Source organism: Flavobacterium sp. CLA17, from assembly GCF_013112255.2.
In the GTDB taxonomy this organism is placed as follows: domain Bacteria; phylum Bacteroidota; class Bacteroidia; order Flavobacteriales; family Flavobacteriaceae; genus Flavobacterium; species Flavobacterium circumlabens.
The window spans coordinates 1,733,261-1,755,792 of the sequence record NZ_CP068294.1; the positions used below are offsets into that span (position 1 = coordinate 1,733,261).

Here is a 22,532-nt window from a genome sequence, read left to right on the forward strand (position 1 = left end):
TAGTTTATCATTCCGAGGAACGAAGGAATTTCATCCGGTATTCGCCAACAGTGCGTGTTTATTGCATGAGATTCCTTCGCCAGAAATGACAACAGGATTATTATAATTCGATCAAAACAGGAAAAAACCGTGTAGACCAGTCCAATCCGTAAAATCCGTGTACAATGAATCACGTATTATTCCAACAAATCCTTAGAATCCTCCTCTTTATCGTCTTCAATAAAATCCAGTTCTAAAGCCCTGACAGTCTGAACGGCATTTCCGGCAATACCACGAATCGAACCGTACATTCCCAAAGTATTATGAACCACTTTCTCGATTTGTTTTTCACGTTGTTTCCAAATACGCTGCATGGCTCTCTTTTCGGAATCCAGGTCACTTTGCATTTGAGTAAAGCCTTCTACAATTCCCTCTACCTGCAAACGGAATTCGTTGCTGGTTAAAAAATCATACAACATCGACATTTTATCGCCTTTGTTTTCCTGCGCCTGAACCGCCTGACTGACCTGAATTAGCGATTGACGCAAAACAGCACTCAAACCTTTAAATTCTTCATACGTACAAATCCAGATTCCGTCGCGCATTCCCATTCGGTCCATTCCTGCAGGCATTACTTCTGTAACCAAAACACCGATATTGGCTCGTTTGGTTCTGATATCATTTTTGAATTTCTCAATCCACGCGGGTTGAAAAGCTTTGGTACGCTTGCTTTCGTAATAAATAGAACCGCAATTTTGTAATTCACGGGTATTTACAATCTGAAGACAGTCTGCTCCGTTTGCGCCTTTTTTAACTTCGTCGATACTGTCTAGAGGAAAATTATTGGCCAGCCATTCTTCAATTGCTAATTCCATTACTTCGCCTTGCAATTGCATAGAACCTTGTTCCTGCTTACGTTTCATTTCCTCAATCAGTTTCTTTTGGTCATCCGATTGTTTTTGGTATTCTTTTATTTTCAGCTCGTTTTTTTCTTCTTCCTGTTTACGGATTTTATCTCTTTCTAAAACCAAAGTGGCATTGAGCTGTTTTTGTGCTTCCGCTTCTATGGCGCCTTTCATTTCCAGTTTTTCACGCTGTAATTTGGCAATTTCACCTTCCATTTTGTTAAGTTCGCGAAGCTTTTCCGATTTCTCCGAAAGCTCTTTTTCCATAGCCAGTAAACGATCTTTGTTTTCTTCGTCGAGTTTGGTTTTCAGCTTTTCGGTAATTTCTTTTTCGGCTACCTTTTTCTCACGTTCCAGACGTTCTGCAAATAGTTCGTTTTCCTGTTTCTTTTTGGCTTCAAATTCTAATTTGGCTTTTTCGAATTGCTCATTTTTAAGCTCCAGTTCTCTTGATTGCGCATTGGCCTTCTGTTGGAATTCTTTACGAATACTGTCTTCTAACTGATGTTTCAGGATGTCATTGACATCGATAGTTGTTCCACAGTTTGGACACTGAATTGAAGATTGCTCCGCCATTTTTGTTGATTTTATTTAAGTACTATAATAATCTGCTAAGGTATTTAAAAGTTCATTCTTTTCAAGTGATTTCAATGTGATAAATTGTAACTTTTTTGCCACGAATTTCACAAATTTCCACGAATTACTTTATGTTTTTCTTTCCTAACAGGATGCAATTTAAAAGCTTTTTGCAAGTAATTTTTACGGTTTTCCTTTTTTTAAGATGTTTTAAAAAAGCTTTGAATGAATCGCTCAAAGACAAACTATACACATAATCAAATAACTAAAATAAACTTTGCGAGTTTACTAAATTAAATTATAAAGCAGCGTTAGCGTCAACTATTTTTCTTCAATAAAAAATCGACAGCTACTTTTGTGATTTCAGATTCATCTTCTTTCGCGGTGATTAAGGAAACATCGGTAAACAGATTGACCTTTTTCAATTCAATAAAACCGATTTCGGGATCCGTATTGTTTTTGGCAATATTCGAAGGAACAATCGAAATTCCCAAACCATTTTTCACCAGCTGTACAATCGAATTGATATTATTGGATTCGTGAACGACTTTTGGTGTAAAACCATAAAAAGCGCAAAGTTCCAGTAAAACTTCATGATAATGCGGGGCGTACTCTTTGTTAAAAAACACAAAAGTTTCGTCTTTCAGACCTGAAATCTCTTCCTCAGCATTAATTTGGAGATTACTTTTGTTATAAACGACCGAAAATCCGTCCTGAAACCACAATTGCGATTTTATTTTAGGCGATTTTATGGGCGACCGGATAATCCCCAAATCAATTTTCCCTTGCTCTAAAGCTGCAATTTGTTTGGTGGTGGAAATTTCGAAAAGCTTGAAATTAACATAGGGAAATACTGCTTTCAAGTTTTGTATCAATTCTGAAATTACACCGGAATAAATCGAACTGATGTAAGCGATGCTGAATTCTCCCGAAACATTTTGTGCTATCTTCTTCGTTTTGATTGTGATTTGTTCCAGGTCCTGAAAAAGTGCTGTCACTTCCTTTTCAAAATATTTTCCGGCTTCGGTCAGTTCTGTTTTTTTATTATTCCGATTGAATAATCGTGCCCCGATTTCCGTTTCTAATTCAATGATTTGGCGGCTTAAAGGCGGCTGTGAAATACAAAGTTTTTCAGCTGCCTTGGTAAAGTTTAATTCTTCGGCTACAGCCAGAAAATATTTTAAGTGTCGTAATTCCATAAATACCTTTTAAGTATTGATAATTGACAAAATAAGTATTTTTAAAGTATATAGGAAAGAAATACTTTTACTAAAAATAAGGGCCCGAGGTCTTAAAGGGGTTTGTGCGGGTTTTTTGCTACAGATTAAAAGATTAAATGGATTTTTGTTGGCCACGAATTACACGAATTACCGCGAATTAAAATTTTTTGAAAACGCGATAAAAATCTGTGTAAACCCGTTTAAACCCTTATTATCAGTGATAAAAATAAAAAATTAGTGCAAATTCGTGTAATTAGTGGCAAACATATTTCCACACAGTATTTTAAAAAAAAATCCATTTAATCTTTTAATCTGTGGCAAAAAGCAAAAAAACTAAAAATTATGAAAAAATCAACTATCGAAGAAATCAGAACACGTTTTGACCATGATGTCGAACGATTTTCAAATTTAGAAACAGGCCAGGTGGCCACCATTGATGCTGCAATTTCCTTAGAATTAATAACGGAAGCCTCGAAAAGAATTGTTCCGAATGCTAAAAATGTCCTGGATATTGGCTGTGGAGCCGGAAATTATACTTTAAAGATGCTTTCCAAAGTTTCCAATTTAAATTGTACGCTGGTCGATTTGAGTTTGCCGATGCTGCAAAGAGCTTTTGATAGGGCATCTAAAGAAACGGACGGTACAGTAGAAGTAAAGCAGGGCGACATCCGCGAAGTAGATCTGCCCGAAAATCATTTTGATATTATTCTGGCCGGAGCAGTTTTGCATCATTTGCGTGATGATCCGGATTGGGAAACTACTTTTGCTAAAATATTTAAATTATTAAAACCCGGAGGTTGTTTTATGATTTCGGACCTGATCACACAAGACACTGAATTGTTAAATGAATATACCTGGCAGCGTTACGGCGATTATTTAGAAGGAATTGGCGGTGCGGAATACCGACAAAAGGTATTGGATTATGTAGAGAAGGAAGACACACCAAGATCGATGAATTATCAACTGGATCTGATGAAGAAAGTTGGTTTTAAAAGCGTCGAAATTTTACATAAGAACATGTGTTTTGGTGCTTTTGGCGGGATTAAGTAGTATTTAAAAAAGTTTGCCACGAATTACACGAATTTCCACGAATTAAATTTTTAAAAATTGCGAAAAAAAATTAGTGGAAATTCGTGTAATTAGTGGCAAAAAAACTTTTATTTCTTTATAAGATTTGTGTTGTTTTATACACCTGAATCGGTGTAGATACCAGTGCTTCGCTTTGTGAAATAAAATCAAGTAAATACGATTGGTTGTTGTGTACATCAAGTCCCGGTTGATCTTGCCATTCTTCCCAGAGAATGAAAGCATTTTCGGACTTGTGAAGATCGTAACGCACGCAGGCGGCTTCTTTTCTGGTTTCGGTCACCAAATGCTGTAACATACTTTCTAGTTTTTCAGTATGCTCCGTTTTGCTGTTAAAGATTGCTGTAATTGAAATCATGATTATAAATTTTTAAAAGTTGCTTCTAAATGTCTCGTATAATCTTGTTTAAAGATACTAATATTTTCAGCTGTTGCGCCTTTTTCGACATCGTGAAAATGAAAGCCGTCCAATTTTTGCATTCCTGTAAATTTATTCATTTTATGAAAACCAAACATTGCCCCGTCGTCTACCGATGTTTCTTCGAAGAATTCTCCGGGAAGGGTGAAGGCTGTTGCAGGCGCATTCCAGCTTGTGGTAAGCATATATTGGCGTCCATGTAAAAGTCCTCCGGTTCCGTAATTGATGTCCGGATTGACACGGCTTCTTCCGTCACTTTTGTAAATTCCATTGTTGTGTCCCTGCGTAAAAACATCATCAATGTATTTTTTGAAAAGGTTTGGTAACTGAAACCACCAAACGGGTGTATGATAGATGATTACATCTGCCCAAACGAATTTTTCGACCTCTTCCTGAAGATTGATTTCATTGTTGATATTGGTCGTTTTTATTTCGTAATTGTTGTTTTGAGAAAGAAATTCAATCGTCCAGTCCTGAACAGTCTGGTTGAATTTGCCGCCTGAATGAGCAAATTTTTGCCCGCCGTTGATAATAAATATTTTTTTCATGTCGTAATGTTCTTTTGTATTTTGAAATGTGTGAGGGATAGAGGTGCTATCCTTTTTTTGAGGAACGAAAAAAAAGATATAGCCGAAAGCCCGACCCGAAGGGACACACCCAAATTATTCTTATTTTAGTTTAGAAATGGCCTGATTGATGAATTCTAATTCGGAAACGGTAAGGTCGAAATGCATTGCTTTGGCATTCGATATCGCCTGTTCTGCATTTCTTGCTCCGGCCAGCACTATTGTAATGCCTTTTTGTAAAGTGGTCCAGCGTAAAACCAATTGCGCTAAACTGGCTTCTTTGGCATGTGCTAAGGCACTTAATTCTTCGACCAGCGTTTTTACTTTCTGAAGATCGAACTGATTGAAATAACCATTTCTGTGATCGTTGTCTTTTAATTTGCTGTCCGTGAAATATTTTCCGGTCAGTAAACCTCTTTCCATTGGGCTGTAAGCGATGATTCCGATGTTTTGGGCAACCGTAAGCGGAATCAAATCGGCTTCGATGCTGCGATTCAGCATGCTGTAGGGAACCTGATTGGACGCTAACTGAATTGTTTTTTGTGCTTCTTCGAGTTGAGAAACGCTATAATTACAAACTCCCGCAGCTCTGATTTTTCCCTGTTGGATCAATAAATCCATAGTTTCCATGGTTTCCTGAATAGGAGTAGTGGCATCCGGCCAGTGAATTTGCAGTAAATCAATATAATCGGTTTTAAGCCTTCTCAGACTTTCCTCGACTTCTTTGATGATGTTTTCTTTGGAGGCGAATTTGTATACGGGTATTTTTTTTCCGTTGTCATCGGCATCAAAGAAAAATTCTCCTTTTCCATTATTGCTTCCGTCCCAAACCAAACCAAATTTGGTCAGTACCTGCACTTTCGAACGGTCTTGTGTTTTTAAAGCTTCCCCAATCATTTCTTCGCTTAAGCCAAATCCGTAGAAAGGGGCGGTGTCTAAAGTGGTTACGCCATTGTCAATTGAAGCGTGAATGGAGTCGATTGAATCTTTCTTTTCGTTTCCGCCCCACATATTGCCGCCAATGGCAAATGCGCCGTATGTAATCGCTGATAATTCCAGTTCGGTAGTCCCTAATTTTCTATATTCCATGTTGTTGTATTTTGTGCTTAAAAAATTATGGAGCAAAATTATACCATTTTTACAACCTTTAATTTGTATATATTTGTGTTTTTTAGGTATATTTGCAGCCGCAATCAATTGATGTCAAAATGAAGAAAGAAAATTTATACGAACCGTTTACGGTTTCATTTGAAACACTGGAGGAATATCCGGATGTTGGAGATCGTCATAATTTCTTTGAACTGGTCTATATTTTAGAAGGAACCGGATCACAATGTATCAACAAAAATATTTTTACCTACGATGCAGGGCATATGTTTTTATTGACACCTGAAGATTGTCATAATTTTACAATTGAAACGAAGACGACCTTTTTCTTTTTGAGATTCAATGATATTTATCTGAAGAATTCGAGTTTGCAAAATGAAAATATTCAGCGTTTGGAATATATTCTTCAAAATGCGAATCATCAGCCGGGCTGTATCTTAAAGCTTGATTCGGATAAGTGTCTGGTAAAAGTGATGATTGAAGCCATTATGCGCGAACATCAGGATAAAGATGTGTATAATAAAGAATTGATTCAGCAATTGGTCAATACGCTGATTATTATTGTAGCCAGAAATATTGCGAAATATCTCCCGGAACAGGTAAACATTGGCTGCGAGGCGAAAGCAATGGATATTCTGCAATACATTCAGAATAATATTTATTATCCGGAACGAATAAAAGCGGAATCGCTTAGTGAATATTTTGGAATTTCGAATACGTATTTAGGACGTTATTTCAAGAAACATGCTAATGAAACGATGCAGCAATATATCAGTAACTACAAAACGAAGTTAATTGAGCATCGTTTACAATTCAGTGAAAAGCGCATCAACGAAATTGCCCATGAATTTGGTTTTACGGATGAAAGCCATTTCAATAAATTCTTTAAAAAACAAAGAGGGAATAGTCCTTCGGAGTTTAGGAAAACGATTAGAATTAGCACTTGATATTGAAACGCGGATCACACGGGTTTAAAATGCTCCCGCTGATTTAGACGTTTTTTTTGCCACAGATTAAAAGGATTAAAAATGATTAAAAAATCTGTGTTAATCTGTGTAATCAGTGGCTAAATAGTTAATGCGTAAAATTGGCACGCTGATTTAAAATTCTCTCGCAGATTTAGACGTTTTTTTTGCCACAGATTAAAAGGATTAAAAATGATTAAAAAATCTGTGTTAATCTGTGTAATCAGTGGCTAAATAGTTAATGCGTAAAATAGGTACGCTGATTTAAAATTCTCTCGCAGATTTAGCAGATTGGGCAGATTCATTTAAGGAAAAAATCTGCTTTATCTGCAAAATCTGCGGGAAAAAATTATATAATTTTCTTGATTTTAATCTGTGTAATCCGTGGCTAAATATCTAATGCGTAAAATTAGAACGCGTCTGACGCAGGTTTGAAATTCTCTCGTAGATTTATTAAGCAAAAAATCTGCCTGATCTGCTAAATCTGTGAGAAAATATTATATGATTTTCTTAATTACCCTTAGCTTATGTGTGTGTTTGTTTAGTTCAGGATTGTAAATTCCCAGATGGTCTAAACGGTCAATGCGTACTTTTCCACTGGCGTGAATGATGTAATTGTTGTCCATAATAATACCGACATGAATGATGTTTCCTTCGTCATTATCGAAAAAAGCCAGATCACCAGCTTCACTTTCTTCAATAAAACTCAAAGATTCTCCATCAAGCGCCTGTTGTGAGGCATCACGGTGAATTTTGTAACCATTTAATTTGTAAACCATTTGCGTAAAACCGGAACAATCGATTCCGAAAGGCGTTTTTCCGCCCCAAAGGTAAGGTGCATTCAAATACATAAAGGCAGTATTGATTAAAGCACTTTTAGGTTTTACACCGCTGGTTTTGGTTCCTTCGAATTCAAAATTAGAAGTATTGATTTCGCTGTTATTCAAAAATGATAAAGAAGCACCAAGCGGAATGGGTAATAATAAATTTTCGGGTGCACTGATATAATCAATTAAATCAGCATTCAGAATAATCGCTTCATTGCTCAATTGCTTATAATTGGCTTCTGAAATAACCTGATATTGCTTGGAATCTACCCAGCCTTCATAATCATCGAACTGAATTTTTATTCGGGCCCATTGATTTTGACGTTCTACTATTTCGATGTGCTCGCCAAACAAAAGTTGTGTAACGATTTCACTTCTGTCACTTGGTTCAGCTCGAACAGGTACTATGGCAAGGTTGCAAATTCCGAACATTTAGGGTAATTTATAAGTTTAAAATTAGGAGTTATTTCAAAAAATAACTCCTAAGATACTATATTTTTAAGCTCTTTCGATAACAATTGCCGAAGCACCGCCACCACCGTTGCAAATGGCTGCAGCACCGGTTTTAGCATTGTTTTGTTCTAAGACATTTAATAAAGTTACGATAATTCTCGCTCCGGAACATCCCAGTGGATGGCCTAAAGAAACGGCACCACCATTTACGTTTACTTTATCGTTATCAAGGCCAAGGATTTTTGAATTGGCCAAACCCACAACTGCAAAAGCTTCGTTGAATTCGAAATAATCAACATCGCCAATGGCTATTCCTGCTTTGTCTAAAGCTTTTGGCAATGCTTTTGCCGGGCTTGTAGTAAACCATTTTGGTTCCTGGGCAGCATCGGCATATCCTTTGATAAAAGCCAGAGGTTTTAATCCAAGTGCAATTGCTTTTTCTTCAGACATTAAAACTAAGGCAGCAGCTCCATCATTGATTGTTGAGGCATTTGCAGCAGTAACAGTTCCGTCTTTTGTAAAAACGGCACTTAAAGAAGGTATTTTATCTAATTTTACATTGGTGTATTCTTCATCTTTAGAAACGATGATTGGTTCTCCGCGTCTTTGCGGAACTTCAACCGGTACAATTTCACTGTCAAATTTTCCGGCATCCCATGCATTGGCGCTTCTTTCGTAAGACTGAATGGCAAAATTATCCTGTTCTTCACGAGTAATTTTATACTCTGATGCACATAAATCAGCGCAAACTCCCATTGCGTTGTTATCGTAGGCATCTGTCAAACCATCTTTTTGCATTCCGTCAAGCATTGTTGCAGGACCAAATTTGTTTCCGTTACGCATTTGTACGTAATGCGGAATCAGGCTCATGTTTTCCATTCCTCCGGCTACTACAATTTCAGCATCTCCACAGGCAATAGCCTGAGCGGCAAACATTACAGCTTTCATTCCTGAAGCACAAACTTTGTTTACGGTAGTAGCGGCAACTTCTTCAGACAAACCGGCAAAAAGTGCTGCCTGACGTGCTGGTGCTTGCCCAACTCCGGCTTGAACTACATTGCCCATGAAAACTTCATCAACTAATTTCGGGTCCAGGTTAATTTTTTGAAGTGCTCCTTTTATAGCGGCAGCACCTAATTTTGGTGCGGGTACGGTAGATAAACCTCCCATGAAACTTCCGATAGGTGTTCTAACGGCAGAAACGATAACAACTCTTTTGTTCATTTTCTGTTAATATTAGTTAATCACGCAAATTTACTGTTTATTTGAATAAATTCAAATTTTGAGTCAATTTGTATCAAATAGGACGGATTTTAAATTTAATATGAATTTTTTGTTAATTCTATTCGTTTGATTGTGAAGTGGTTTAAAAAAAAGATTGAAAAAAGATTAAAAAAAGCGCAGAAATAGTTGTGAGATATGGAATGTTGTCTTACATTTGCAACCGCAAAACAGGACACGTTCCTTGAGCTTGGAGAGGTGCCAGAGCGGTAATGGAGCAGATTGCTAATCTGTCGACGAGCAATCGTCGCCAGGGTTCGAGTCCCTGTCTCTCCGCATAATAATTGCCTTCGGGGTGTAGCGTAGCCCGGTTATCGCGCCTGCTTTGGGAGCAGGAGGCCGCAGGTTCGAATCCTGCCACCCCGACTAAACTTTTCCATAAGTTTTAAAACAAATGGACGCATAGCTCAGCTGGATAGAGCACCTGCCTTCTAAGCAGGCGGTCGAAGGTTCGAATCCTTCTGCGTTCACAAAAAGCCACTCAAATCGAGTGGCTTTTTTGTTTTAAACAAGATTGGTTTTTAGTAGCGTAGCTTAGCTAGATTTAGCATCCCGATGGATCAATTTTGGATCGGCACGGTCGAAGGTTCGAATCCTTCTGCGTTCACTTTTATTTTAGGAATTTGATCATTAAAATGTTCTAAGCCCTTATAAACCCTGCAAATTCTGAATTTGCAGGGTTTTTTATTTTTGGTCGATACTGGGAAAATTGGTCGGAAAGACCATACACTTTCGGTATAATTTGACTAGTAGTTTCGGAATGCGTTGATCAACATTTTTCAATTTAAATTAATCATGATAATTTGGGATTAATTTTAGTCTAAATTGTTGTTAGTGAGTGTCTAATATTTTGTTTGTTATATTATGAAGCTTTATTATATATACGATAAATTAAAACAAATTAAAATGCTCATTTCATTTTGATAGATAATGGTAAATTGAACTGATTTTTCCATTAACGCAAGTACAAGAGTTATTTTTAACTATATTCGTAGAGATTCTAAATATAGTAAAGAGCTAGAAGAGAGTTTAATAGTACAACATATTTTCGATTGGAAAGTGTTAGATGTTCCCAAAGACAGTTTTTGGGTTATAGAAAATGTAGTTGTTCTCTGAATGAACATTTCCTAAGAAGTCCATCTATTGCAAACCTGCAAGATGTAATGATTTTAATAAAACTAAAAAAAATGAAATTAATTTTATCTTTATTATATTTTATCAGCATATCAATAAGTCTGAATGCACAGATTGGTATTCAAAATACTAACCCACAAGCAACACTTGATGTCACTGGTCAACCAACAACATCAACAATAATGGATGGGATTATTCCGCCAAGAATTACAGGTAATCAATTACAGGATAAAATATATACTTCTGCTCAAAATGGGGCAATAGTCTATGTAACACAAATAACTAGTGCGCCTTCTGGACAAGTTCTAAATGTAACAAGTGAAGGATTATATGTGTTTAATTCTTCATTAAATCAATGGCTGGCAATAGCAGGCAACACAAATTCTTCGGGTGTAAATGTATATTCTAATACGAACAATCCAAACACTGCTACAATTTTTGATGATGTATTACCAGTGGTTGCTAATGATGCTTCTTTAGAAAAAAACTTTAAAAATACATATTATGGACTGGATGCTTCTATTTGGATTTGGGACGGAACAAATTATATTTCTTATAGTCAAAATTTCAATCTAAGCGTAGGGCAAAGAGTAAGTGTATACAAAACTATGGCAACTAATGCAACTAATGGAGCAATCCTGCCTTCCGCTGGTTTAATTGTATTAGACGGATTAATTAGAGTTGGCTTAAATAGAGTTGATGCAACTTTCTACAAACCATACCTTGAGAATATGAGTTCTAGTGCAATAAACATGACTTTTGCAAGTGGATTTAGAGGCTCAACTGGGGAAAATCATCAAGCAGTTAATGTATCAATAGCTGCGGGAGCCAATCAAGGTATTGATGCTAATAATGCTACATATTGGTCTGCAACAGCAACAGAAATATTAACAGCCGATATTATATTACCAAATGGTAAATGGTATGAAATTCAATGGATGGCATATCAAACAGGCGATAATACTACAGGTAAAAAAAATATTTTTATGTCAGCTTATAGAAAGTTTTAGAAAAATCACTTGTGACTGCAAATCTTCAGCAAATAAATTTAATTCTATAGTGCAAGGCACATCTGGTTTTTGTTGTATATGAATATTTTCCACTTATAAACGGATGAATTGTTTAAGGACTAAAAGAGCAAAATATTTGGACTAAAAAGAAAAATACTTTTTTCTTAGAGCTTGTATCTTTGTAACTGAAGTTTACGATATTGAGGATTAATTCCGAAAGAATTTCCAAAACAAAATCAAAACTACTTTATAACTTTAATAGTTGTAGTATGAAAAAAATGATTAAAGTCCCAACTTCTTTGATTGGCTGCGATGCGCCGCAGAACTTCCTGATGTTAGATGGCTGTTCTGTAATTGAGCAATGCATACACAGTACTGAAGTTAAAGGAATCATGTACTTGGAACAGCATTTACTTTTAATTGTATTGGAAGGGTCCGTTGATCTGACTTATGGAAAACAGGAATATAAGCTTGGCAAGAATGATATGATTTTGCTGAAAAAAGCAACTGCTGTAAAGTATCATAAATTCGGGAATGCAGAAAATGATAATATTTACGATAGTTTTATGTTCAGTATCAAAGATGATGTTTTAAAATCTTTTTTATCAACCTCAGAAATTAAGGTGTCAAAACCTGAAGGAGAAATTAAGACAGGAGTTTACCCCATGAATGAATGTTTGGTTGCGTTTGCCCATTCTCTAAAGCCTTACTTTTTTGATCATTCTGTGGTTCATCCGGGACAGCTTCGCCTGAAAATTATGGAATTACTTTATGATGTTGCAGAATGCAACCGAAATATGTTTCTACAAATTCTCCAGCTGCACGAGCCTGTAAGAACTGATATCCGTAATGTGGTAGAACAGCATTATGCCTCACCAGTCTCTGTTTCCGAGCTGGCTTATCTTTCCGGAAGAAGTTTGTCCAGTTTTAAAAGAGATTTTCAAAATATATACAATGTTGCACCGGCAACCTGGATTAGAGAAAAGAGATTGGAAAAGGCAAAAGACATGCTGGAAACTACAGCTTTGTCGGTTTCAGATATCTGTTATTCCTTAGGGTTTGAAAATGTCTCTCACTTTTCAAGAATATACAAAGAATTTCACGGCCAGCCGCCAAGCATCTCTCGTTAGCAGAGAATTTTAAAATTAAACTCTTTTCGCAATAGTAGAAAATAATTCAACTTCGATAAAATTTCCGTATTCAATTATTTGAATTACAGTCTTCCAATCTTATTCTCAATTTCTTATTAAAAGTTTTGATATCAAATCTTATTAATGGAAAAACTCCCGCATTTAATATTTCCAATTCTTAAAAAAGGACTAATTAGTAAAAATCTTTGAGCTAATTAGAAAAAGCTTCGCGCTTTGGCCAATGTACCTTTGTTTTAGAAATAGAGCTTAACAATTCTGTCAGGCAGCACAGTAAATTATGCTCAAAAATTTAAGTAATGAATAAATATAATAAGTTGTTTGCTCCCTTGTTATTTGGGAACGGAATTAGTTTGAAAAATAGAATTGTGATGTCGCCCATGACTACCTGGGCATCTAATGAAGACTTCACCATATCTGATGAAGAAGTTGAATATTACAAGAAACGAGTAAATGGGGTTGGTTTAGTAATCACAGGATGTACGCATGTTACGGCAAATGGTATTGGTTTCACCCACGAATTTGCAGGATATAACGATACTTTTCTTCCAAGTCTGAAGAAGTTGGCCAATGCTGCAAAAAGTGGTGGAGCACCGGCAATTTTACAGCTGTTTCACGCAGGTAATAAAGCAATTCCCGGACTTATTCCAGATGGTAAAGTGGTAAGTGCAAGCGCTGTTGCAAGTGGACCTATAGTGCTTTTTGAAAATGAAAATTTCCCAAAAGAATTGAGTGAAAATGAAATTTCAGAAATTATCAAGGCATTTGGAGCCACCACCAGAAGAGCAATCGAAGCAGGTTTTGACGGTGTAGAAATTCATGGGGCACACGGATTTTTACTTCAAAATTTTATATCGCCTTTTTTCAATAATAGAAATGATCAATGGGGAGGTTCTCTGGAAAACCGTTTGCGACTTAGCCTGGAAATTGTAAGAGAAGTAAAAGATATCGTTTCAAAATATGCTGATCGTCCTTTTCTGATAGGGTACAGAATCTCTCCGGAAGAATTTCCACAACAAACTTATGGACTTCCGGATACGTTCATTCTAATAGATAAGCTGATGGAAGAAAAGATTGATTATTTACATTTCTCTCTGCTGGATGCTGTCAATCAAAAAGCAATTGATTCAGAATTTTCTAAAGAACCTATATCGGTTGTACTAAACAATTATGTGAACAGCAGAGTTCCTGTTCTGGTTGCCGGAGGTATTACAACACCGGCAATGGCTGATCAAGTTGTAAACTATGGTGTTTCTATGGTGGCAATTGGAAGAACTTTGATTGTTAATCCTGATTGGGTAGAATTAACTCAAAAAGGAGAAGAAGATAAAATCACTTCAATTCTTAAACTGGCAACAGTACAAGAGAAAAAAATCCCATCAAAATTAATGACCATATTCGGAAAACTGGAAGGATGGGTACCGGTAGAAGCTTAATTAATAATCAAAATAAAGAGATATAAAATGAAAAGAAAAATTCCAGTAGTACTCGTAATAGTATCAGGCCTATTGTTGTCATGCAATAATCAAAATAAATCAATTAAAAACAATCAAGTTATGGAAGTTACAAAAGAAGAAAAAGAAGGTGTCATTCGTGCCATAGATTTTTATGTAGAAGGAGGCCGTAAAGCTGACGGTAAGATTACAGCAAAAGCTTTTGCTGATACAGCAACCATGTCATGGACTGAGAATGGCGTTTTGAAAAGTGTACCGATAAAGGTATTGTATGACGGCTTTGACAGCAGCGAACCGATGGAAGCCCATTATGAACTGACTTATTTAAATGTAGAAAAAAATGTTGCTATTGCCAGGATTGAATCTCAGTTCGGTAAGGACAAGTTTGCCGATATGTTTACATTGGTAAAAGATGCAGACCAGTGGAAAATAGTGAGTAAAGTGTATCAGTCAAAATAAGTACAAAATTGAACTAATGAGGTATATTTTATTCAAAGAAAATTTGAGATGCCTTAACACCAAAAAGAAGGGATGATTGAAAAGGCATCCCTTTTTTATTGGATGAAGAGTCTTTTTGAGGTTTGTTTTTCAATGATGTTATTAAAAAGGATCTCCATTTTTTTTAACTTTTAGCAATTATTATTTTCTTTAACTATTCTTTACTATTTTGTATCCAGAGAGGTATAATAGTCCTGTAAAATGTACCATGCCTTTTTTCTGTCTCCTCTATCCGAGAGCAGACCTTTGCGATTCCATCCATTTTGATAGACAGGGTGCATTCTTCCAAGTGAACGGTAATCTACTAAAATCCACGGACAAACACCTGCTAAATTGGGTGTTGTTTTAAACATGGCAATCTGGTCTTTGTAGATTTGCTCCTGGTATTCTTCGGTCCAGTATGCTGCTTCATCGGTTGGGCCGTAATGGCTCCCATAAAGTGCTTCGCCTCCAAATTCAGATATTATTACCGGTTTGTTGGCTACCAGTTTCCATTTGGTATCCTGCGGTTTACCCTGCCAGGGTGTGTACCAGCCAATATATTCGTTTAAAGATATAATATCGAAATAGTTGTAAAGAGGATCATTTACATCTAAGGTGTTATTACTGTATCCCTGATTATTAATTACCGATGTTATTAATCTCGTGTCATCTATTGCCCTGCATTTTTTAGAGAGTTCAATCAATGCTTCATTGCGATTGGGAGTTGAGGTGTAAGTTTCGTTGGAAATGCTCCAAATAAAAACGCTGCAACGATTTTTATCTCTGGCAATCATTTCTTTAAGCATGGTTTCCATTTTATCGGTTACTCCCGGAGCAGCAAATTCAATATGCTGGTAAACGGGCAACTCATCCCAGACCAGTAAGCCCATTTTTTCAGCCATTTTAACCATATCCTCGTTGTGTGGATAATGGGCAAGACGAACAAAGTTGCAACCCAGCTCTTTTGCCCAGGTGAGTAAAATAAGGGCATCAGATTTAGAAAATGCTTTAGCTGCCGTTAGCGGATTTTCTTCATGAATATTGGTTCCTTTTAAGAATATTGGTTTACCATTCAGCAAGATTTCTGCCCCTTTGGTTTCAATGGTTCGAAAGCCAATCTCGTCTGTAATAGAATCAGTTTCACTTTCAATAATAACCTTGTATAATTTTGGATGGTCCGGCGACCATAATTTAAATTTTGAAGAAAACTCTACAGGGGCCTTACCGCTGCTATTGGTTTTAGTAGTATAGATGATGCCTAGTTCCGGTATTTTTACTTTTACAGATTGTGAAACACCAGCTCCTTTAAGTTGTATCCAGCCACTTACTTCTTTAGAGGACGATTTTTTTAACTGAATCAAATAATCTTCAATGTAACAAGTGGGAGTAGAGACCAGATGTACATCGCGTGTAATTCCTCCGTAATTAAACCAGTCGTAACCAAGACCCGGCAGTCCATCTTTCAATCGTTGATTATTGACCTTCACAATAAGACTGTTGCTGCCGTTAACGGCCAGATCGCTTATCTCGAACTGAAAAGGCGTAAAGCCACCTTCATGAGTACCCAGAAGTTTACCATTTAAATATACCGTAGCTCTATAATTAACGGCGCCAAAATGAATAAAATAACGCTTGTCTGCTGTTTTCTGGTAGGTAAATGCTTTTTTGTACCAAACGACACCCTCCAAATAGGTGATTTCGTTTATTTGGGTATTAAAATCTCCGGGCACGTTTAGTAATGGGCTGCCTTCAAATGAATATTCGACAAAATCCGTTTTATTTTGCGGTTTTTTTTCCAGCCATATCTCCCGCCAGTCTCCAATATTGGTAGGATCAATAATGCACTGCCATTTGCCATTTAAGGATTCGGTTTTTCTGGATGTAATATTCTGTAGTGTCTGACCTTCACAAATCCAGAAGGTCAATAAAAAGCAGAAGTGTAATATAAAGCAGGATATTTTTTTTGGCTCTGGCATAGTTTATTAATATAATATGAATCCTAAAATTAAATTTTTTTTTACTTTCTGACTAATCAAAAATCGTCAAATTTTTATACTATTTTAGATTTATCCTACTATTAGAGTATTTCACAATCTATTTTTAATTTAATAAAATAAAAAATAGGTTACCATAAATAATGTTTCAAAAATTTAAAAATAAAAATTCGCAACAGTTTTCGTTTCAAAAAAAATAAAATAAAAATTTGAAACAGTTTTTGTTTCAAATAAAAAAATAAATAAATTCGAAACAGAACTAAAATATAAACCTAAAAAGCAGGAGTGATGAAAAAAGAGGAAAATGTTGGAACGTTATTAGGAATACCGCAAGAAGAAATGGCGATACTGCTGCAGGTGACGCGCGGTCAATGGTCGATGTTTTTATCAGGAAAGCGAAGTCTGCCCACAGCCGCGGTGCTCAAACTGACCGAAATGCTTACTATTGTAAAAGAAGCTGAGACCCAAGAACCGCATGCTGCTGCCCTAAAGGAAGAGGAGGCACAAATAAAAAAATACTTAGAAGAGGAGATCATCATTAACCAACACAAACAACGCCTTGCTGGGGACCAACTCGAGAGATGCAAAAAAAGATACCAGTCGGCCCAAAATGCGGTGAAAATTGCGGATGCCCTGATCGCCAAAAAACAGCAAACCCATACCTGGCAGGAGGAACTTTTGCCGCTTATAAAAAGCAATGCACAAGATGTCCTGAAGAAAAACAGCCTACTGGTACAAGAGCAATATACCCTAAAACTACTGGTACTGCAGCAGGAAGAAGTGGTGTTAAGGGAACGGTTGCTGAGGAAGTAGACAGTTTATGGTTTTTCGACCTATTTCTTCCTTAAAAAGTTTACATATTTACACTAGATCTTAGAATAGATTTACTTTTCTTCACGAGCAGGACGCTCGAGCCAGCAGAGGGGTCTGGTACTGAAAAAAGTTTACATATTTACACTAAATCCTAAAATAGATTTACTTGTCTTCAACAGCTGAACGCTCACGCCAGTAGATGTGAATAAACAAAGAAAGAGACTCGAAAGTCTCTTTATGGAATTAATATATCTTTATAAATGATTATTTATTGATTAATTTTTCAAGTCTTGCCATCATTTCATCTTTCTCTTTCAACATCCTTTCATACAAAGCAATTTTTTCTTCATGAAGTTGGATTAACTTGTCGATCGGATTAGTATTAAATGTTGCACTATGACCTGTATTTAAGAAAGCTCCGTTATCAAAAGTATTCGAAATAATATTCACCGCCTGCTCCTCATCAAAATTTTGAAAAGCTTCAACCGGAATTCGTAATGAGTTTGAGATCTGTTTAAGCAGGTTATGTTCAATTACATCTTTCTGCTCCAGCATGGAAATTTTTTTCTGATTCCATTCCTCTCCCAAATCATAAGCCAGCGCTTCCTGTTTGATGCCAAGCATTTCTCTGAAACGTTTTACGTTTCTTCCCTGATGTATCTTCTGTTCCATAGTGGATATCTATTTTGTAAAGGCTCAAAGATAAAGCCATTTGGATTAAAAATGTGAGTTTCAAAGATAAAAAAATATCCTGTAAAATATTTTTTTTGTCAGAATATTATAGCTGTATTCCAAGATATTTTATCCCTAGAAAGAATAAAATTTGCTTCGGGGCTAACTTTTGGTATGCTTTTGAGACAGGAAATCCATCCGGGAATGTACGAATGTTTAACCTGCAAAAAATCTAATTATATACTATCCCCTTTCTGAATGATATTCAGTTCCTTATTAAAAGAATTTCTGTATTTCTTGATATACTCGGAAGGTTTCATACCAAACAATTTTACGAACTGCTGACGGAAATAGCGCTGATCTTCGATACCGACCTGAGGGCCCACCTGGGCGATATTAATATTTTCGGTCAGCATAATTACGGCAGCTCTGCGGATTCTGATCGATCGGATAAAAACGTTGACGGTTTGTCCCGAAATGGCTTTAATCTTTTTATACAAACTGGAATGGCTCATGCCCATGGCAGCAGAGAAACTCTTGAGGTTAAATTCGCTGTTTTCAAGATTGGCTTCGACGATTTCGATGCATTTATCCAGAAATTCTTTGTATTCAAGAGGCACTTTATTTACATTTTCACGAAGCGTGATACTGTCCAGGAAATACTTGCGCAATTGCCCTCTGTTTCTTAGCACCGTATCGACACGCGCCAGAAGAATATCGCTGTCAAAAGGTTTGGTCACATAATCGTCTGCCCCTTCGGTAATGCTCTGCAAGTGGATGTCATTGCTGGTGGTAGCGGTGAGCAGTATGACCGGAATATGGCTTAAATCATCATTTTGTTTGATTTTTTTGCATAAATCCAGACCGTTCATGCCTTCCATAGAAATATCGCTTAGTACAATATCAGGGAGGTGCTTTTCAACCAGTTTCAGTCCTTCGAGTCCGTTTGCTGCCGAATACACAATGTAGTTTTTGGTGAAAAGCTGTACTAGATAATGATTCATTTCGGGATTGTCTTCTACAATCAGCAATACTTTTTTGGTACTGATTAAGGCTTCCTGTATCTTTTCAGGATTGGAGAGTTCGTTTATGCTTTTAGATGTATTTTGATTCGCTGCCGGCATTCCTTCCAGAAGTTCGCCTACAAGAGGCGACATTTGCGGATGAATCTCAGTGATGCTCATTGCTGCAAAATGACTTTTTCCTTTTGGAAGTACAATCGTGAACGAAGTGCCTTTTCCGACTTCACTTTTGCACGTTATCTCACCATGATGTTTATGCACAAAATATTGGGCAACATAAAGACCTATTCCGAAACCATTGCTGGATTTAGACTGAATTTGTTTGAATTTTTCAAAAATAGCAGCAAGATCATTTTCCTCAATTCCGCTGCCGGTATCGGATATAATAATCGAAACATCAGCCGTTTTCTCGATGATCTCGATACTTATAGTTCCTTTGTTAGGGGTAAATTTGAAAGCATTGGAGATTAAATTAAAAAGCGTAATCTCTATTTTTTCATAATCGCCATATATTTCAACAGGTGTTTTTTCTTCAATAAACTGATAATTTAAACTTTTAACCGCTGCCATTTGCGTAAAGCTGTCGTAGATTTCCCGGCACAGGCTGTTTAAATTAATCCTGGAAATTTTGAGTTCATCCAGATCGGTTTCGGCTTTTCTGAACAACAGTAACTGATCGGTGAGGCTCAGTAACCTTTTGGCATTTTTATAGGCAAGATTCAGGTCGAGATCATCTTCCGAACGGTTTTTTCTGTCAATGGCACTTTTGAGCGGATTTATAATTAAAGACAGGGGAGTGCGCAATTCATGCGCCATATAGGTAAACATCGAAAACTGCTTTTCGGCATGTTCTTTGTCTTTTGTATGCTCCATACGCGCCAGTTTTATTTCGTAGCGCAGTCTTTCCTTGTTTTTATGATACCCCACGTAGGCGTAAATGGCACCGGCAGCAGCGAGTAGATAAAAAGTATAGGCCCACCAGGTTCTGTACCAGGGTGGAAGGATTTTTACCGTGGCCAGCGTTACTTCGTTGGTCCAGTTTCCAAAAACATCGGTTGTTTTTACCTTAAAAATATAGGTTCCTTCGGTCAGTCGGGAATAATTGGCCCTGTTGTTCTTTGAGGTATAATTCCAGTCTTTGTCCCATCCTTCGAGAAAATAAGCAGTATTGATTTTTTCGGAATTGACATAATCCAGATACACAAAATCAAAACTCAATGCCGATTTTTCATAAGGAAGTTCGGCGGCGCTGATCATTTCGAGTTTTTTTTGGGTGATGTAAGGGCTGTCCGGGTTTAAGGACTGATTGTTGACCAGCACATCATTTAATAAAAATTTGCCGGTATTTTTTTTGTCTTTGATATGATCCGGATCAAAAACATTGAACCCGTTGATACCGCCAAAAATAAATTCTCCTGTCGAAAGTTCCGTTCCCGCATTCCAGCTAAACTGATTGCCCTGAAGTCCATCAGAAACCCCGAAATTTCTGAAAGTGTTATTCTTTGGATTCAATCTTGAAATCCCGTGATAGGTACTCATCCATAAATTGCCTTTTTTGTCTTCTAAAAGGCGAAGTATGGTATTGCTCGAAAGACCGTTTTGAGTCGTATACTTTTTGAAAGTGCCCGTTTTTCGGTTGAATAAAAGCAAACCGCCTTCAACGGTACCAATCCAAAGATTGTTGTTTTGATCTTCAGTGATGCATCTGATCGTATAATCGGAATGATAGTTTTTTACTTTTTTTGTTTTGGGTTCTATTTCAAAAAAGGAATTAAAGGTTCCGCCCCAGATTTTTCCGTCTTTGGTTTCGTAGAGACAGGTAACATCGCGCAAAGCTGTACTATAACAGATGAATTTGTTTTGTTTTTTATCAAATTGATAGAGTGCCCCTCCGTTAGTAACGGCAAGCCACAGCGTTTTTTTTGAATCTATAAACAACAGCCAGGATTCCTGTTCTGCTTTTTTGGTAATTTGATTGTAAATAGAGAAATTCTGAATGGCTTTTGATTGGGGATCAATACGGCAGACACCGCCTTTCCACATCGCCACCCAGATCGCATTATCAGCATCCCTGACGATGCTGGTGACAAAATTGCTCTGAATTTTTCTGCCGGCTGGTGCTGTTGTCGAGTAAACGTCGTAGGTATTTTGTTTTCTGTTCCAGTAGCGCATTCCGGCGCCATCAGTACCAATCCAGATATTTTTCTTTGCATCTTCGCAGAAAGAAAGCATGAAGTTGGCGGCAGGATCTTCGTCTTCTTTATGGGTCAGTGGATCCTTGCTTTTAAAATGATTAAAATAGAGCGGTTTTTTTCCCATCATACTGACGCCGCCGCGCAGGGTTCCGAACCACATTTCTCCGGTTTTGCTTTCGAAGATATCATACAGCGATTTACTGTTCAGCAATGCAACAGGACCGCTGGCACGATACAAAACAGGAGCAGTCTGGTTTTGGGTAAGCGTATAAAGACCCGCTCCGTCAGTAGCAATCCAAAGTCTGTTTTCCTGCTGAAAGAAATCGCGCACGACTGTTTTTTCCGGAAAGTAATTTTCAGAATACGTATTCAGATTATGATTGTATAAGTACGCCCCTTCGTCTGATCCGATCCAGAGGCCTTCATGGGTCAGTTTAATGCAATTGGCACCTGTAAGGACAGGGTTGAGAAGCGTTAGTTTTTTGGATTGAATATCGTACTGGCAAAGACCGGTTCCGGTTATAAAAACATAGAAGATTTGTTTTTTCGCATGATACGCTATGGATCTTGCGATATAATGTAATTTTCCGTTGAAAGGGATCGCTGTTCCAATTTTCTCCCCTTCTTTAAATAGGACGATGGCCTCTTTGGTGGCGACGAGAATGATATGCAGCGAATGTACCGCAATTATTTCGTAGGCGGTAACGTTTAAGGGTTTGATTTTTTGGTTCGTGTCATAATACTGCAACGGACTAAAAGCAGATCGTTCGGCATTAAAAACCACCGGGCCGGCAGTTGTCCCTACCCATAAATTATTTTCGAAGTCACCTTCTATACAGCTAATGGCATTTCCCTGAATCGAAGTGGGATCCCTGTGAATATGGCGGTAAATTTTAAAATCATTTCCATCATAGCGGTTCAGTCCGTCGAAAGTTCCAAACCACATATAGCCATTCTGATCCTGATAAATAGACGCTACAGAATTGTTCGAAAGTCCCGATGAAATATCAAGATGTCTTATCGGGTAATTCTGTCCGGCTGCCTGTAGGTGCAGAAGACTAATAACAAGAAAGGACAATACCTTATTCATAGAAAATTTTTTAAAAAGCATGCTGCTCTTTTGATATAAGAAAATAAAAGGGATGTGATCGGAAAGCGGGATCAATTTTTTAGGCGAATATATTTGAAATCTGGATACGTTGCGAAATTAACACAATTATTATTGAA

The 22,532-nt window shown here is 37.1% G+C and carries 17 protein-coding genes and 3 tRNA genes; 10 read left to right on the forward strand and 10 right to left on the reverse strand.

Annotated features, from left to right (window positions below; all coding sequences use genetic code 11):
• Positions 1-176: 176 nt before the first annotated feature.
• Entirely contained in the window at positions 177-1,460 is a 1,284-nt protein-coding gene (locus HAV12_RS07635) for a DUF2130 domain-containing protein (RefSeq protein WP_171569126.1), read from the reverse strand.
• 317 nt (positions 1,461-1,777) lie between these two features.
• Positions 1,778-2,659: a LysR family transcriptional regulator gene (locus HAV12_RS07640; protein ID WP_171569127.1), complete on the reverse strand. Its 882-nt coding sequence runs from the start codon at positions 2,657-2,659 to the stop codon at positions 1,778-1,780.
• A gap of 363 nt (positions 2,660-3,022) precedes the next feature.
• On the opposite strand from HAV12_RS07640, the gene HAV12_RS07645 reads away from it, so the two are divergent.
• Positions 3,023-3,730: a class I SAM-dependent methyltransferase gene (locus tag HAV12_RS07645; protein ID WP_171569128.1), complete on the forward strand. Its 708-nt coding sequence runs from the start codon at positions 3,023-3,025 to the stop codon at positions 3,728-3,730.
• Between the two features lie 115 nt (positions 3,731-3,845).
• Here HAV12_RS07645 and HAV12_RS07650 read toward each other — a convergent pair whose 3' ends face one another.
• The 3 genes from HAV12_RS07650 to HAV12_RS07660 form a co-directional block, all read right to left on the reverse strand.
• Positions 3,846-4,124 carry a putative quinol monooxygenase gene (locus HAV12_RS07650; protein WP_171569129.1) on the reverse strand — a complete coding sequence of 93 codons (279 nt, stop codon included), beginning with the start codon at positions 4,122-4,124 and terminating at the stop codon, positions 3,846-3,848.
• Positions 4,125-4,126: 2 nt separating this feature from the next.
• Entirely contained in the window at positions 4,127-4,732 is a 606-nt protein-coding gene (locus tag HAV12_RS07655) for an NAD(P)H-dependent oxidoreductase (protein WP_171569130.1), read from the reverse strand.
• A gap of 120 nt (positions 4,733-4,852) precedes the next feature.
• Positions 4,853-5,839: an aldo/keto reductase gene (locus HAV12_RS07660; RefSeq protein ID WP_171569131.1), complete on the reverse strand. Its 987-nt coding sequence runs from the start codon at positions 5,837-5,839 to the stop codon at positions 4,853-4,855.
• Positions 5,840-5,958: 119 nt separating this feature from the next.
• On the opposite strand from HAV12_RS07660, the gene HAV12_RS07665 reads away from it, so the two are divergent.
• On the forward strand, positions 5,959-6,804 hold the full coding sequence (locus tag HAV12_RS07665) for an AraC family transcriptional regulator (protein WP_171569132.1): 846 nt from the start codon (positions 5,959-5,961) through the stop codon (positions 6,802-6,804).
• Positions 6,805-7,319: 515 nt separating this feature from the next.
• Here the strand turns inward: HAV12_RS07665 and HAV12_RS07670 are convergent.
• Positions 7,320-8,081, reverse strand: a complete 762-nt coding sequence (locus HAV12_RS07670; protein ID WP_171569133.1) for a C40 family peptidase — start codon at positions 8,079-8,081, stop codon at positions 7,320-7,322.
• Positions 8,082-8,147: 66 nt separating this feature from the next.
• Entirely contained in the window at positions 8,148-9,326 is a 1,179-nt protein-coding gene (locus tag HAV12_RS07675) for an acetyl-CoA C-acyltransferase (RefSeq protein ID WP_171569134.1), read from the reverse strand.
• Between the two features lie 249 nt (positions 9,327-9,575).
• Here HAV12_RS07675 and HAV12_RS07680 point away from each other — a divergent pair.
• The 7 genes from HAV12_RS07680 to HAV12_RS07710 all read left to right on the forward strand — a co-directional run bounded on the left by HAV12_RS07680 (position 9,576) and on the right by HAV12_RS07710 (position 14,588).
• Positions 9,576-9,659 (forward strand) — tRNA-Ser (locus HAV12_RS07680).
• A 15-nt stretch (positions 9,660-9,674) separates the two neighbouring features.
• Positions 9,675-9,749: transfer RNA gene (locus HAV12_RS07685), tRNA-Pro, on the forward strand.
• A 30-nt stretch (positions 9,750-9,779) separates the two neighbouring features.
• Positions 9,780-9,853 (forward strand) — tRNA-Arg (locus HAV12_RS07690).
• A gap of 717 nt (positions 9,854-10,570) precedes the next feature.
• Positions 10,571-11,527: a hypothetical protein gene (locus HAV12_RS07695; RefSeq protein WP_171569135.1), complete on the forward strand. Its 957-nt coding sequence runs from the start codon at positions 10,571-10,573 to the stop codon at positions 11,525-11,527.
• Between the two features lie 269 nt (positions 11,528-11,796).
• The gene (locus HAV12_RS07700) at positions 11,797-12,657 is read left to right on the forward strand and encodes an AraC family transcriptional regulator (RefSeq protein ID WP_132034957.1); all 861 of its coding nucleotides are present in this window, start codon (positions 11,797-11,799) and stop codon (positions 12,655-12,657) included.
• A gap of 317 nt (positions 12,658-12,974) precedes the next feature.
• Positions 12,975-14,111 carry an NADH-dependent flavin oxidoreductase gene (locus HAV12_RS07705; protein WP_171569136.1) on the forward strand — a complete coding sequence of 379 codons (1,137 nt, stop codon included), beginning with the start codon at positions 12,975-12,977 and terminating at the stop codon, positions 14,109-14,111.
• A gap of 120 nt (positions 14,112-14,231) precedes the next feature.
• On the forward strand, positions 14,232-14,588 hold the full coding sequence (locus HAV12_RS07710; protein ID WP_205423353.1) for a nuclear transport factor 2 family protein: 357 nt from the start codon (positions 14,232-14,234) through the stop codon (positions 14,586-14,588).
• Positions 14,589-14,791: 203 nt separating this feature from the next.
• Here HAV12_RS07710 and HAV12_RS07715 read toward each other — a convergent pair whose 3' ends face one another.
• The gene (locus HAV12_RS07715) at positions 14,792-16,585 is read right to left on the reverse strand and encodes a glycoside hydrolase family 2 protein (protein WP_171569138.1); all 1,794 of its coding nucleotides are present in this window, start codon (positions 16,583-16,585) and stop codon (positions 14,792-14,794) included.
• 306 nt (positions 16,586-16,891) lie between these two features.
• Here HAV12_RS07715 and HAV12_RS07720 point away from each other — a divergent pair, with 306 nt between their 5' ends.
• Positions 16,892-17,416: a hypothetical protein gene (locus tag HAV12_RS07720; RefSeq protein WP_171569139.1), complete on the forward strand. Its 525-nt coding sequence runs from the start codon at positions 16,892-16,894 to the stop codon at positions 17,414-17,416.
• Between the two features lie 264 nt (positions 17,417-17,680).
• Here the strand turns inward: HAV12_RS07720 and HAV12_RS07725 are convergent, their stop codons facing one another.
• Positions 17,681-18,088, reverse strand: a complete 408-nt coding sequence (locus HAV12_RS07725) for a helix-turn-helix domain-containing protein (RefSeq protein ID WP_171569140.1) — start codon at positions 18,086-18,088, stop codon at positions 17,681-17,683.
• Positions 18,089-18,324: 236 nt separating this feature from the next.
• Entirely contained in the window at positions 18,325-22,395 is a 4,071-nt protein-coding gene (locus HAV12_RS07730; RefSeq protein WP_171569141.1) for a hybrid sensor histidine kinase/response regulator transcription factor, read from the reverse strand.
• Positions 22,396-22,532 lie beyond the last annotated feature (137 nt).